Annotated in this window: 12 protein-coding genes and 1 pseudogene; 7 read left to right on the top strand and 6 right to left on the bottom strand. The window is 60.9% G+C overall.

Going from position 1 to position 13,430, the window contains the following annotated elements:
- Nucleotides 1-60 precede the first annotated feature (60 nt).
- Genes R1A29_RS27735 through R1A29_RS27720 form a run of 4 tightly spaced genes read right to left on the bottom strand, consistent with a single transcriptional unit; the run spans nucleotide 61 to nucleotide 2,919 of the window.
- Entirely contained in the window at nucleotides 61-798 is a 738-nt protein-coding gene (locus R1A29_RS27735; protein WP_438300105.1) for an amino acid ABC transporter ATP-binding protein, read from the bottom strand.
- Nucleotides 785-1,435, bottom strand: a complete 651-nt coding sequence (locus tag R1A29_RS27730; protein ID WP_085708957.1) for an amino acid ABC transporter permease — start codon at nucleotides 1,433-1,435, stop codon at nucleotides 785-787. The genes R1A29_RS27735 and R1A29_RS27730 overlap by 14 nt, the downstream gene beginning before the upstream one ends.
- Nucleotides 1,432-2,112, bottom strand: a complete 681-nt coding sequence (locus tag R1A29_RS27725) for an amino acid ABC transporter permease (protein ID WP_438300104.1) — start codon at nucleotides 2,110-2,112, stop codon at nucleotides 1,432-1,434. The genes R1A29_RS27730 and R1A29_RS27725 overlap by 4 nt, the downstream gene beginning before the upstream one ends.
- 21 nt (nucleotides 2,113-2,133) lie before the next feature.
- The gene (locus R1A29_RS27720; protein ID WP_438300103.1) at nucleotides 2,134-2,919 is read right to left on the bottom strand and encodes a transporter substrate-binding domain-containing protein; all 786 of its coding nucleotides are present in this window, start codon (nucleotides 2,917-2,919) and stop codon (nucleotides 2,134-2,136) included.
- A 256-nt stretch (nucleotides 2,920-3,175) separates the two neighbouring features.
- Here R1A29_RS27720 and R1A29_RS27715 point away from each other — a divergent pair.
- From R1A29_RS27715 to R1A29_RS27690, 6 genes and pseudogenes are all read left to right on the top strand, one after another.
- Nucleotides 3,176-3,882, top strand: a pseudogene (locus tag R1A29_RS27715) (FadR/GntR family transcriptional regulator).
- A 120-nt stretch (nucleotides 3,883-4,002) separates the two neighbouring features.
- Nucleotides 4,003-4,332 (top strand): thioredoxin TrxA, encoded by a 330-nt coding sequence (trxA, locus tag R1A29_RS27710; protein ID WP_438300102.1) that lies wholly within the window; start codon nucleotides 4,003-4,005, stop codon nucleotides 4,330-4,332.
- 249 nt (nucleotides 4,333-4,581) lie between these two features.
- A complete protein-coding gene (rho, locus tag R1A29_RS27705; protein ID WP_007951825.1) occupies nucleotides 4,582-5,841 on the top strand; it encodes a transcription termination factor Rho in 1,260 nt (419 codons plus the stop codon).
- A gap of 170 nt (nucleotides 5,842-6,011) precedes the next feature.
- Nucleotides 6,012-8,009 carry an acyltransferase family protein gene (locus R1A29_RS27700; protein WP_438300101.1) on the top strand — a complete coding sequence of 666 codons (1,998 nt, stop codon included), beginning with the start codon at nucleotides 6,012-6,014 and terminating at the stop codon, nucleotides 8,007-8,009.
- 69 nt (nucleotides 8,010-8,078) lie between these two features.
- Nucleotides 8,079-9,545 (top strand): 4-hydroxy-3-polyprenylbenzoate decarboxylase, encoded by a 1,467-nt coding sequence (ubiD, locus tag R1A29_RS27695; RefSeq protein WP_007951823.1) that lies wholly within the window; start codon nucleotides 8,079-8,081, stop codon nucleotides 9,543-9,545.
- Nucleotides 9,545-10,513 carry a CDP-6-deoxy-delta-3,4-glucoseen reductase gene (locus R1A29_RS27690; protein ID WP_085708962.1) on the top strand — a complete coding sequence of 323 codons (969 nt, stop codon included), beginning with the start codon at nucleotides 9,545-9,547 and terminating at the stop codon, nucleotides 10,511-10,513. Before ubiD ends, R1A29_RS27690 begins: the two co-directional genes overlap by 1 nt.
- A gap of 29 nt (nucleotides 10,514-10,542) precedes the next feature.
- Here the strand turns inward: R1A29_RS27690 and R1A29_RS27685 are convergent, their stop codons facing one another.
- Nucleotides 10,543-11,019 carry a sn-glycerol-3-phosphate transporter gene (locus R1A29_RS27685; RefSeq protein WP_438300100.1) on the bottom strand — a complete coding sequence of 159 codons (477 nt, stop codon included), beginning with the start codon at nucleotides 11,017-11,019 and terminating at the stop codon, nucleotides 10,543-10,545.
- A gap of 355 nt (nucleotides 11,020-11,374) precedes the next feature.
- Between R1A29_RS27685 and R1A29_RS27680 the strand changes: the two genes are divergently transcribed.
- Nucleotides 11,375-12,043, top strand: a complete 669-nt coding sequence (locus R1A29_RS27680) for a gamma-glutamylcyclotransferase (RefSeq protein ID WP_085708964.1) — start codon at nucleotides 11,375-11,377, stop codon at nucleotides 12,041-12,043.
- Here the strand turns inward: R1A29_RS27680 and glpT are convergent.
- Nucleotides 12,019-13,368 carry a glycerol-3-phosphate transporter gene (gene glpT, locus R1A29_RS27675; protein WP_085708965.1) on the bottom strand — a complete coding sequence of 450 codons (1,350 nt, stop codon included), beginning with the start codon at nucleotides 13,366-13,368 and terminating at the stop codon, nucleotides 12,019-12,021. The two genes, R1A29_RS27680 and glpT, sit on opposite strands and share 25 nt — an antisense overlap.
- Nucleotides 13,369-13,430: the final 62 nt, after the last annotated feature.

Here is a 13,430-nt window from a genome sequence, read left to right as displayed (position 1 = left end):
AAAGGCTGCCGCCAACGCGCATGGTTCAAACCCTTGATTTAGCGCACTGACGGCCTGCTTTCAGCCTGTGGCTTCTGCGGTTCCGATGAAATTCGCCAGCTCCGGCGTCTGCGGGTCGGCAAACAGTACCTTCGGGTCGCCCACCTCGTGCACTTTGCCCTGGTGCATGAACACCAGTTTGTCCCCGACCTCCCGGGCGAAGCGCATTTCGTGGGTGACCATGATCAGCGTCATGCCTTCCTTCGCGAGCTGGCGGACCACGCTGAGCACTTCGTTGACCAGTTCCGGGTCCAGCGCCGAGGTGATCTCGTCGCACAGCAGGACCTTGGGCGACATCGCCAGCGCCCGGGCAATCGCCACGCGCTGTTGCTGGCCCCCGGAAAGCCGATCCGGGAACGCATCGAATTTTTCACCCAGGCCGACGCGCTCCAGCATCTGCCGCGCCAGTTCCGCAGCCTTGGCCTTGGGCACTTTCTGCACCACCTGCGGCGCGAGCATCACGTTTTCGCCCACCGTCAGATGCGGGAACAGGTTGAACTGCTGAAACACCATCCCGACTTTCTGCCGCAGGCTGCGCAGGTCGGCGCGGGCGGCGTCGAGGTATTCGCCGTCGACCTCGATCACACCGTCGTTGATCGACTCAAGGCCGTTGAGGGTACGCAGCAGGGTGGATTTGCCCGAGCCGCTGCGGCCGATGATCGCCACCACCTGGCCTTCCTCGACGCTCAGGTCGATGCCTTTGAGCACGTGGTGATCGCCGTAGTATTTATGCAGGGCGGAAATTCTAAGCAGAGGCATGCAGTCTCCTTTCCAGGTAGCGCGCACTGAGGGACAAGGGGTAGCAGAGCAGGAAGTAACCGGCGGCAACGAGGCCGTAGACCATGAACGGTTCGAAAGTGGCGTTGGCGAGCATGCCGCCGGTCTTGGTCAGCTCGGTGAAGCCGATGATCGAGGTCACGGCGGTGCCCTTGACCACTTGTACCGAGAAGCCCACGGTCGGTGCCACCGCAATACGCAGCGCTTGCGGCAGGATCACGTAGCGCAGTTGCTCCAGCGGATTGAGCGCCAGGCTCGACGAAGCTTCCCACTGGCCATTGGGAATCGCCTCGACGCAACCGCGCCAGATCTCCGCCAGATAGGCGCTGGTAAACAGCGTCAGGGCAATCGCCGCCGCCATCCACGGCGAAATCTCCACCCCGGCCAGCGCTACGCCGAAGAACACCAGAAACAGCTGCATCAGCAACGGCGTGCCCTGGAACAGTTCGATCCAGGTGCGGGCAATGCTGCTCGGCAGTGGGTTTTTCGAAATGCGCATCACCAGGATCAGCAACCCGACAATCCCGCCGCCGATGAACGCCACCAGTGACAGAGCCAGCGTCCATTGCAGGCCGGTGAGCAGGTTGCGCAGGATGTCCCAGAACGTGAAGTCGCTCATTGGCTGCTCCTTGCGCTGCTTTTCGACAGGTAGCGCCGACCGAGCCAGTTCAGCAACTGACGGATCAGCAGCGCCATGCACAGATAAATGAGGGTGGTCAGGGCATAGGTTTCAAAAGCGCGGAAGTTGCGCGACTGAATGAAGTTGGCGGCGAAGCTCAATTCCTCGGTGGCGATCTGCGAACACACCGCCGAGCCGAGCATGACGATGATGATCTGGCTGCTCAGGGCCGGCCAGACCTTGCCCAGCGCCGGCAGCAGCACCACGTGGCGGAACGCTTCGAAACGGCTCATCGCCAGTGCAGCCGCGGCTTCCAGTTGCCCGCGCGGAATCGCCTGGATGCCGGCGCGGATAATCTCGGTCGAGTACGCGCCGAGGTTGATCACCATCGCCAGCACCGCCGCCTGCCACTCGGAAATCTGCACGCCGAGGGACGGCAGGCCGAAGAAGATGAAGAACAGTTGCACCAGAAACGGCGTGTTGCGGATCAACTCCACATACACGCCGAAAATCGCCGAGAACGGGCGGATGTTCCACGCCCGCACCAGCGCCCCGACGATGCCCACGCCTACGCCAAACAGCGCGCCGATGGCCGTCAGCTCAAGGGTGAACAGCGCCCCGTGCAGCAGTAGGTCGGTGTTTTCCACCACCGGCAAGAAATCGAACTGATAGGCCATGAAAGTCTCCCGCGTCGCCGGTCAGAGGTCGGACGGCAGCGGCTCTTTGAGCCAGGTCTGCGCATTCTTTTCCAGCGCGCCGTCAGCCTTGGCGCTGGCCAGGATCTCGTTGACCTTGCCCAGCAGCGCCGGCTCGTTCTTGTTCACGCCGACGTAGACCGGCGAATCCTTGAGCTTCACTTTCAGCGCCGGTACGCGTTTCGGGTTCTTTTCGCTGATTGCGACCATCACCACGTTGCCGCTGGCGATCAGGTCGACCTGGCCTGCGAGGTAGGCGGCGATGGTCGAGTTGTTGTCTTCGAAGCGCTTGATGGTCACGCCTTCGGGGGCGACCTTGGTCAGTTCGATGTCTTCGATGGCGCCACGGGTGACGCTGATGGTCTTGCCCTTGAGGTCGTCCAGGGTGCTGACGGCTGCGTCCGGCGGGCCGAATACGGCGAGGTAGAACGGCGCGTAGGCACGGGAAAAGTCGATGACCTTCTCGCGCTCGGGGTTCTTGCCGAGGCTGGAAATCACCAGATCGACCTTGCCGGTGGTGAGGAACGGGATGCGGTTGGTGCTGTTGACCGGGGTCAGCTCGAGTTTGACCTTGAGCTGCTCGGCCAGCAGTTTCGCGGTGTCGATATCGAGGCCGCGCGGCTTCATGTCCGGGCCGACCGAGCCGAAGGGCGGGAAGTCCTGAGGCACGGCGACTTTCAAGGTGCCGCGTTTGACTACGTCGTCCAGACCGTCGGCATGGGCGGGGGCCTGGCTCAGCATCAGACCGGCAAACAGGGCGGCGAGGAGGGCGCTGTAACGCTTCGTCATGGACAATCTCCGGATCGGCGGGAAGTGAAATCTGCGATCGGACAGAGCACGGGCCGTGCCAAGCCAGCGGTCTGGCCCCGCAAAGCCACGGGTTTAGCGGGTTTGTTCGGTCTTACTGGTCTGAACAGTCAGGTCGGGTTTCGCACTGCGATAGCGCATCCATGCGCACCGTCGAACCCCGCTGGGGCACGACTTGCCTGATGCCTCGAATAGCTTTACAACTGGCCGCACCTTGGCCTGGCCCGTCTGGAAAACCATGAACTCGATCTCCCGCGCCGTACCCGAAGTGGCGCTGCAAGCGATCCGCAAACTGATTACCGAGCAGGGTTTTGGCCCCGGCGATGCGTTGCCCTCGCAACGGGATCTGGCGGTGCAGCTGGGGGTCAGCCGGGCGTCGTTGCGCGAGGCGTTGTCGTCCTTGAGTGCGCTGGGGGTGGTCAGCATCCAGCCGGGCAAGGGCGTGTTCGTGCAGTCGCCGGTGGAGTTGCCGCGGGGGAGGGCGCGCCGGCCTGGCCGTTCGCAGCCCAGGCTTCGCCGCTGGAGATCTTCCAGTTGCGTTATGCGCTGGAAGGCTTCGCGGCCGGGCTGGCGGCTGTGACGCTGAGCACGTTCGATCTGGACGAACTGGAAGACAACGTCGCCGCCATGCGTGAGCAACTGCGTGCCGGCGACTTCGAGGCAGCGGCGAAACTGGACTTCGAATTCCACCAGCGGATCCTGCGGGCCAGCGGCAATCAGGCGATGCTAAGCATTCTCACCGCCAGCGCCGAGATCTTTCTGGAGAGCCAGAAGTTACCGTTCATCCGCGCCGAACGGGCCATGGAAACCTGGCAGGAACACCGCAAAATCCTCCGCGCCCTGGCCCGCCGGGCTTCCGCTGCCGCCCAGAAAGCCATGCAGGAACACGTGCGCAACGCGGCCCTGCGCACCGGAATCGCCTTCATCGCCCCCGCCGGCGCGTGACTTGAGCTATACCCAAACTCATCGAGTGCCATAGCAAGACTCAATCATCTGCGGCTTCCTGAACAAGAGAAGGGCGGCTATGATGGGCCACGTTTTTTTGCTTACAACCTGGAGAATTCCATGAGCAGCGATCTGATCAAACACGTTAGCGACGCTAGCTTCGAAGCCGACGTACTCAGTGCCGAAGGCGCTGTCCTGGTCGACTACTGGGCTGAATGGTGCGGCCCTTGCAAAATGATCGCTCCGGTTCTGGACGAGATTGCAGAGACTTACAAAGGCAAGCTGACCGTTGCCAAGCTGAACATCGACCAGAACGCCGATACCCCGTCCAAGTACGGCGTTCGTGGTATCCCGACCCTGATGCTGTTCAAGAACGGCAACGTGGAAGCGACCAAGGTCGGCGCTCTGTCGAAGTCGCAACTGGCTGCTTTCCTCGACGCCAACATCTAAGCGTCGCGGTAAAGATTGTCCTCAAAAAGCCCCGCAAATTGCGGGGCTTTTTGCGTATTCAGGGCTAGACGCTCCGAAACTCAGGTGATACATTCGGCCCCGCACTGGTTTCTCCACTGCCCCCTGCTAGCCGTCGCCGACGCACTCCTTTTCGAACAAGTACGCGATCCTGTCGCCTTCTCCGCGGCGCGGCCTCATTAAGCCAAAAGCTTAATTTCCCCCCTCCATAAATGATTACGTCATTCCTATATGAATCTGACTGAACTCAAGCAAAAGCCGATTACCGAACTGCTCGAATTGGCCGAACAGATGGGCATAGAAAATATGGCCCGTTCGCGCAAGCAGGACGTGATTTTCTCCCTGCTGAAAAAGCACGCTAAAAGCGGTGAGGAAATCTCCGGTGATGGCGTGCTGGAGATTCTCCAGGACGGCTTCGGCTTCCTGCGCTCCGCTGACGCTTCCTACCTCGCCGGCCCTGACGACATCTACGTCTCGCCGAGCCAGATCCGCCGTTTCAACCTGCGCACCGGTGACACCATCGTTGGCAAGATCCGGCCGCCGAAGGAAGGCGAGCGTTATTTCGCCCTGCTCAAGGTCGACACGATCAACTTCGATCGTCCCGAGAACGCGAAGAACAAGATTCTCTTCGAGAACCTGACCCCGCTGTTCCCGAACGTGCGCATGAAGATGGAAGCCGGCAACGGCTCCACCGAAGACCTGACCGGTCGTGTGATCGACCTGTGCGCCCCGATCGGTAAAGGCCAGCGCGGTCTGATCGTTGCACCGCCGAAAGCCGGTAAAACGATCATGCTGCAGAACATCGCGGCCAACATCGCCCGTAACAACCCTGAAGTTCACCTGATCGTGCTGTTGATCGACGAACGTCCGGAAGAAGTGACCGAAATGCAGCGCACCGTGCGCGGCGAAGTGGTTGCCTCGACCTTCGACGAGCCGCCGACCCGTCACGTACAGGTGGCTGAAATGGTGATCGAAAAGGCCAAGCGCCTGGTCGAACACAAGAAGGACGTGGTGATCCTGCTCGACTCCATCACCCGTCTGGCCCGTGCCTACAACACCGTGATCCCGAGCTCCGGCAAGGTGCTGACCGGTGGTGTCGATGCCCACGCCCTGGAGAAGCCGAAGCGTTTCTTCGGTGCCGCGCGTAACATCGAAGAAGGCGGCTCGCTGACCATTATCGCCACCGCGCTGGTTGAAACCGGCTCGAAGATGGACGAAGTGATCTACGAAGAGTTCAAGGGTACCGGCAACATGGAACTGCCTCTGGACCGTCGCATCGCCGAGAAGCGTGTGTTCCCGGCCATCAACATCAACAAGTCCGGCACTCGCCGTGAAGAGTTGCTGACTGCCGACGATGAACTGCAGCGCATGTGGATCCTGCGCAAGCTGCTGCACCCGATGGACGAAGTGGCGGCCATCGAGTTTCTGGTCGACAAGCTGAAAACGACCAAGACCAACGACGAATTCTTCCTGTCGATGAAGCGCAAGTAACATCGTCGGTCGAGTCCGGAAAAAGGCGTCCCCAGGGGGCGCCTTTTTTTGCCTGTTTTTTGTCCTGGCTGCGGGAGGTTCACGATCTGGTAAGGTCAGTGTGTTGGCAAAACAAGACGCAGCGACTGAGGCTGTACAAAAAACAACCATCTGATTGGCATCAAGGATTTATGAGCACTCTCGCTTATCGAAGGGATATCGACGGCTTGCGCGCAGTCGCAGTGATTGCCGTGGTGCTGTTCCACTTTGGCGTCCCGGGATTCACCGGCGGATTTGTCGGTGTGGACGTGTTTTTCGTGATTTCCGGCTACCTGATCACCTCGATCATCTGGAACCAGCGCCAGGCCGGGCGCTTCAGCTTCGTCGAGTTCTGGGCCCGGCGTGCCCGGCGGATCCTGCCGGCGCTGTTTGCAATGATCATCGCGGTGCTGGCGGTGGGCTGGTTCCTGCTGGCACCCAAGGACTACGAGGAACTCGGGCGCTCGGTGCGCTACCAGGTGACTTTCGTCTCGAACATCCTGTTCATGCGTCAGGACGGCTATTTCGACGTTGCGTCGGATCTCAAGCCGCTGTTGCACACCTGGTCGCTGGCGGTGGAAGAGCAGTTCTACATCCTTTTCCCGCTGTTGCTGACCTTGCTGTCGAGCCGACTGAAACACTGGCGGCTGGCTCTGTTCGGCGTATTGCTGCTGTCCTTCGGGCTGAGCGTTTGGGCGGTTCAGCATTATCCGGAGAAGGCGTTCTTCCTGTTGCCGATGCGGGCGTGGGAGTTGCTGGCCGGTGCGATGCTCGCCGTGGCGCCCCGGCATTCGTGGCGTCTCAAACCGATGGCTGCGCAGTGGCTGAGCCTGTTCGGTATGGCGCTGATCCTGCTGGCAGTCTTCGGGTTCGACAAGCACACGCCATTTCCCGGTGTCGCTGCGCTGCTGCCGGTTCTGGGCGTGGTAGCGCTGATCCTGGCCAACGGTCATCGAGAGACGCTGATCGGTCGATTTCTGAGCAGTCGGGTGATGGTCGGCCTCGGCCTGATTTCCTATTCCTGGTACTTGTGGCATTGGCCGGTGTTCGTATTTTCCAGCTATGCCAGCGTCGAGGAACCGGGTGTTTTGGACATCGCAGGGTTGATCCTGTTGACGCTGGTGCTGGGTTATCTGTCATGGAAGTTCGTCGAAACGCCGTTCCGCGAGCGTCGCCTGCTCGCCGGGCGCCGACAGGTTCTGCTGGCCGGTTTCTGCGGCATCCTGGTGCTCGGCCTGGCCGGGCAAGCCCTGCGCTGGACCGATGGCTTGCCGTCGCGCCTGTCCGAACAGGCGCTGCAATATGCCAAGGGTCGCGAGTGGCGGCCGGAACAGATGGCGTGCCTGACGGATGACAAGGCTCCGGACGACAGGCTGTTCTGCCATTACGGTGTAGAAAACCTGCCAGCTCAGGCAATCGTCTGGGGCGACAGCCACGCTACGGCATTTATTCCAGTGCTGGAGGACGGTGCGCAAGCTCATGGCGTCAGCGTGGCCCTCGCCAGCTCTGCCGGTTGTATTCCGGTTGAAGGGCTGGAAACCGACGCGGCCTGTGCGCGGTTCAATCGGCGTATCGAGCAGCGGTTGAGCGCGCAGCGCATCAGCGATGTGGTGCTGGTCGCGCGTTGGAGCCTCTATCTGTATGGCGACGCCAAGGGCGATCTCGACCATGCGCTCAGAAAGCCGGATGGCAAATACGACCGGGCCGTCGCTGAGCAACGCCTGGCCGAAGGCCTGCGCGCGCAGCTTGCTCAATTGCGTGAGGGCGGGCATCGGGTCTGGCTGGTGAAAGAGGCGCCGTTGCAGCCGTTCAGCCCGCCGTATCGCCTGACGCGCCTTGCCATGCTGGGCCACCCGGTGGACGGCGTTGGCCTGGCTATCGGCGAGCATGACAAGCGCCAGGCATTCATCAACCACTTGTTCGCCCGATTGGCGCAGGATCCGAGGGTGCGGGTGATCGATCCGGCGCCACGGCTGTGCGATGAAAACGATCTGTGTCGCGCCGAGCTCGACGGCCATTCGCTGTACAAGGATGACAATCACCTGTCGGAAGCCGGCGCTCGATTCGTGGCGCCGATCCTCGAACCGCTGTTTGTCAGCCTGCAGGCCGGCAAAAATCCGGGTAACGGCCAGGTGAATGCAGCCAAGTAAGCAGTGACGGGCTGCCAGCGACCGGCATAGCAGGTAGGATGTACGCCTATTTTGAGGGTGCCATCGTCAATGAAATTCAAGGATCTTCGGGATTTCGTGCAGCAGCTTGAGCAGCGCGGAGAGTTGAAACGCATCCAGATTCCCGTCTCGCCGGTGCTGGAAATGACCGAGGTGTGCGACCGCACACTGCGGGCCAAGGGCCCGGCGCTGCTGTTCGAGAAGCCGACCGGCTATGACATTCCGGTGCTCGGCAACCTGTTCGGCACCCCCGAGCGGGTCGCCATGGGTATGGGCGCAGAGTCGGTCAGCGAGCTGCGTGAGATCGGCAAGCTGCTGGCGTTCCTCAAGGAACCGGAGCCGCCGAAGGGCTTGAAGGACGCGTGGTCGAAGCTGCCGATCTTCCGCAAGATCATTGCGATGGCGCCGAAAGTCGTCAAAGACGCGCCGTGCCAGGAAGTGGTCATCGAAGGCGATGACGTCGACCTGGCGATGCTGCCGGTGCAGACCTGCTGGCCGGGCGACGTGGCACCGCTGATCACCTGGGGTCTGACCGTCACCAAAGGCCCGAACAAGGACCGGCAGAACCTCGGCATCTACCGTCAGCAAGTGATCGGCCGCAACAAGGTCATCATGCGCTGGCTCAGCCACCGTGGCGGCGCGCTGGACTTCCGTGAGTGGTGCGAGAAGCACCCGGGCCAGCCGTTCCCGGTGTCCGTGGCCCTCGGCGCGGATCCGGCGACCATTCTCGGCGCCGTCACCCCGGTGCCGGACAGCCTCTCCGAATACGCCTTTGCCGGTCTGCTGCGCGACAGCCGCACCGAACTGGTCAAGTGCCGTGGCAACGACCTGCAAGTGCCGGCCACTGCCGAGATCATCCTTGAAGGTGTGATCCATCCGGGCGAGATGGCCGATGAAGGCCCGTACGGCGACCACACCGGTTACTACAACGAAGTCGACAGCTTCCCGGTGTTCACCGTCGAGCGCATCACTCACCGGATCAAACCGATCTACCACAGCACCTACACCGGCCGTCCGCCGGATGAGCCGGCGATTCTCGGCGTGGCGCTGAACGAAGTGTTCGTGCCGATCCTGCAGAAGCAGTTCCCGGAGATCACCGACTTCTACCTGCCGCCGGAAGGCTGCTCGTACCGCATGGCCGTGGTGACGATGAAGAAGTCGTATCCGGGCCACGCCAAGCGCGTGATGCTGGGTGTCTGGTCGTTTTTGCGACAGTTCATGTACACCAAGTTCGTTATCGTCACCGACGACGATATCAACGCGCGGGACTGGAACGACGTGATCTGGGCCATCACCACGCGTATGGACCCCAAGCGCGACACGGTGATGATCGACAACACGCCGATCGACTACCTCGACTTCGCCTCGCCTGTGTCGGGGCTCGGCTCGAAAATGGGCCTGGATGCCACCCACAAGTGGCCGGGCGAAACCACTCGCGAGTGGGGCCGCGTCATCGTCAAGGATGATGCCGTCACCCAACGGATCGATGCCATCTGGAATCAGTTAGGAATAGATTGATGCGTGTAACCCTGCAGCCCTCCGGAGCGGTGCTCGAGATACGGCCCGGAGAGCGGATTCTCGATGGTGCGCGGCGCCTGGGCTACGAATGCCCGCAAAGTTGCCGCAACGGCAATTGTCATGTATGCGCGGCGCTGCTGGTGGAAGGCCGGGTCGAACAGGCCGGCAAGGTGCATGACCACGGCGAGTTCTACACTTGCATAGCGCAGCCGCTGGAAGACTGCATCCTGCTGTGGGATGGCGTGCTCGCGCTGGGAGAACTGCCGGTGCGCAGCCTGTCGTGTCAGGTCATCGAATGCCGGGACGTCGGTGGCGATACCTGGCGTGTACGCCTGCGGGCGCCGGCCGGCAAGCCGCCGCGTTATCACGCCGGTCAGTACCTGATGATCGAACGCGAGAGCGGCGAGAAATCAGCCTTTTCCATGGCCTCGGCGCCCCACGGCGGGCGAGACCTGGAAATCCACGTCCTGGCGCGTGAAGCCAGTGCCCTCAGCCTGATCGAGCAACTGCAGCGCAATTCGATGGTGCGGGTCGAACTGCCGTTCGGCGACACCCATCTCGCGGAACTGCCGGACGGGCCGCTGGTGCTGATCGCCGCCGGCACCGGCATGGGTCAGATCCACAGCCTGATCGAACATTGCCGGGCCAACGGCTTCAAGCATCCGGTGCATTTGTACTGGGGCGTGCGTCGTCCGGAGGATTTCTATGAAATCGAACATTGGGACGAATGGCTGAAGCTGCCCAACCTGTTCCTGCACAAAGTCGTCAGCGACCAATGTGGCTGGGAAGGGCGCTGCGGGATGTTGCATGAGGCGGTGTGCGAGGACTTCCCGGATCTGAAATCCCTGCACGTCTACGCCAGTGGCTCGCCGGCGATGGTCTACGGCACGCTGGATGCGCTGGTGGAAGCCGGGATGGATGCCCACCAGATGCGTGCCGACGTGTTTGCGTATGCGCCGCGCTCTTGAGCCGCGCTCTTGAGTCTGCCTGAGTCGCTTTAGAAGCGTACGCCCGTCGTCACCATGGCCGCGTTGGCGCCGAGAAACACCAGCTCGGCGCCCAGCGGGCCATAGTGGGTACCGACCGACGGAATGATCACCGGCGCAACGCCGAAGTGATTGAGCGGAATCTTGTCCTTGTAGTCACCCCGATAGCCCTGCAGCAACCCGCCCGTGAGTTTCACGTACACCGGATAATCGGCGCTCTCGAAGCGTTTGCCGGCATAGGCGTAATTGGAGCGCTGGCTGAACGAGTTACGGAAAGTTGCCCCGCCAAATACCCAGCCGGAAGCCTGATTGCGTTCAATGCCGATCAAGTCCTGATGATTATTGTGTTCGGGGTCGGGTGAGTAATGTTTGGTGTAGACACTGGTTTGTGCGTACCAGAAACCTTTGTCTTCTTGCGAGTCATCCGTAGCCAGTGCCTGGCCGGTCTGAATCAATAAAAGTGCGGCCAAAAGCCTCGGTATGTTCATCGTGCAGCCTCGGTTGAACGGGTTGGCTTGCGCCAGAGGAAAGCCGTTTTACGCAGGCGATCAGCGACGGTAAATATGGGAAGTCCGAAATTTTAGTAGGAAAAATCCCGAGACTTCATGAACGAATCCTGAACGAAGAGAGGGCTTAACGATATTTCATTCGGGTATTTAAGATATCTGCGCAATGGTATTAGGCTATATCAAACAAGATAGCCCTCGCGGATAACCCCGGATTAGCGCTATCAAAGGTGTCATACATCCTTTAGCACTTTTCGTTTTACAGTTACTGCTATATGTTCTATCAAGCGAATTGTGCTTACATCTTGTAATACTTGCGGGGCCGAACACTTCCGTCATGACAGCCATAGAATCTGCTTTTCTGAATCTGGCTTACCCTCCGCGGCTCGATCTGGGGCCGCAGCTGACTCACGAACAACTTCTCGCTTCCATGCAATCGACCATGGCACGCCACAAGGGCGGTCCGGTGTGGCTGTTCGCGTATGGTTCGCTGATCTGGCGGCCGGAGTGTTCGGCGGTGGAGCGGGTACGCGGACGGGTGCATGGCTACCATCGCGGTCTGTACCTGTGGTCCCACGAACATCGCGGTACGCCGGAAATGCCGGGACTGGTATTCGGTCTGGATCGCGGCGGTTCGTGCAGCGGCTTTGCCTACCGGTTGCCGGAAGACAACCTCGACAGTGCGCTGTATGCGCTGTGGAAACGCGAGATGCCGTTCCCGTCCTACCGCCCGCACTGGCTCAACTGCCGTCTTGAAGATGGCAGCCAGGTACAGGCCTTGGGATTCGTGTTGGAGCGACACCTGCCCAGCTATGCCGGCAATCTGCCGGATCACGTGCTGAGCCAGGTGTTCGAAAGCGCTTGTGGGCGTTACGGCACCACTCGCGATTATGTCGAGCAGACCGCTCACGCCCTGCGCAGCCACGCCATGCCAGACCGGAATCTGGAGGCGCGGCTCAAGCGCTGCAAGTCAAAGGCCGATCAGGCGACTGCTTCGCGGCTCTGACTGGCGACTTGCTTGTGCCACAGGGTCGGGGCCAGGAAGGCCATCGACAGCAGGCAAGCGCCCACCAGCAGCACGAAACCGCCATCCCAACCAAAGTGGTCCACGGTGTAGCCCATCGCTGCACTGGCCGCGACCGAACCACCCAGATAACCGAACAGACCGGTGAAGCCCGCGGCCGTGCCGGCGGCTTTCTTCGGTGCCAGTTCCAGCGCCTGCAGGCCGATCAGCATCACCGGGCCGTAGATCAGGAAGCCGATGGAGAACAGCGCGATCATGTCGATGGTCGGGTTGCCGGCCGGGTTCAGCCAGTAAACCAGGGTCGCCACGGTCACCAGGGCCATGAACACCATGCCGGTCAGGCCACGGTTGCCACGGAAGATCTTGTCCGACATCCAGCCGCACAACAGCGTGCCCGGAATGCCCGCCCACTCATAGAAGAAGTACGCCCACGAAGTCTTGTCGACGTCGAAGTGCTTGGCTTCCTTTAGATAGGTCGGCGCCCAGTCCAGTACGCCGTAGCGCAGCAGGTAGACGAACACGTTGGCCATGGCGATGTACCAGAGCATTTTGTTACGCAGCACGTATTTGACGAAGATTTCCTTGGCGCTGAATTCGTCTTCGTGGCTGGCGTCGTAGCCTTCCGGGTAGTCGTTCTTGTACTTCTCGATCGGCGGCAGGCCAACCGATTGCGGGGTGTCGCGCATGGTGATGAAGGCAAATGCCGCCACCGCCAGAGCTACCGCCGCCGGTACATAGAACGCGGCGTGCCAGTCATTGAACAGGCCCATGCCGATCAGGAACAGCGGGCCGATCAGACCACCGCCGACGTTGTGCGCCACGTTCCATACGGACACCACGCCGCCGCGCTCCTTCTGCGACCACCAGTGCACCATGGTCCGTCCGCTCGGCGGCCAGCCCATGCCCTGGGCCCAGCCGTTGATGAACAGCAGGATGAACATCATGGTCACGCTGGACGTTGCCCAAGGTGCGAAACCGAAAATGAACATCACCCCCGCCGAAACCAGCAGGCCGAACGGCAGGAAGTAGCGCGGGTTGGAACGGTCGGAGACCAGGCCCATGAGGAACTTGGACAGACCGTAGGCAATGGCGATGGCCGACATCGCCAGACCCAGTTCGCCGCGGGTGTAACCCTCGTCGATCAGGTACGGCATGGCCAGGGAGAAGTTTTTGCGCAGCAGGTAGTAACCCGCATAGCCAAAGAAAATACCGGCGAAGATCTGCCAGCGCAGGCGTCGGTAGGTACTGTCTATTTTTTCTTCAGGCAATGGAGCCTGATGTGCGGCAGGTCGAAAGAAAGCAAACATTCAAGAGCTCCAGATTTCTTGTTTTGACTGCGGATGCGAATGTTACAGTTTCGTTACCGAAA

This window comes from Pseudomonas sp. NMS19W (assembly GCF_051554255.1).
In the GTDB taxonomy this organism is placed as follows: Bacteria; Pseudomonadota; Gammaproteobacteria; order Pseudomonadales; family Pseudomonadaceae; genus Aquipseudomonas; species Aquipseudomonas kribbensis.
Note: the sequence above shows the minus strand (reverse complement) of the source record. Positions and strands in the feature narration are given on the sequence as shown.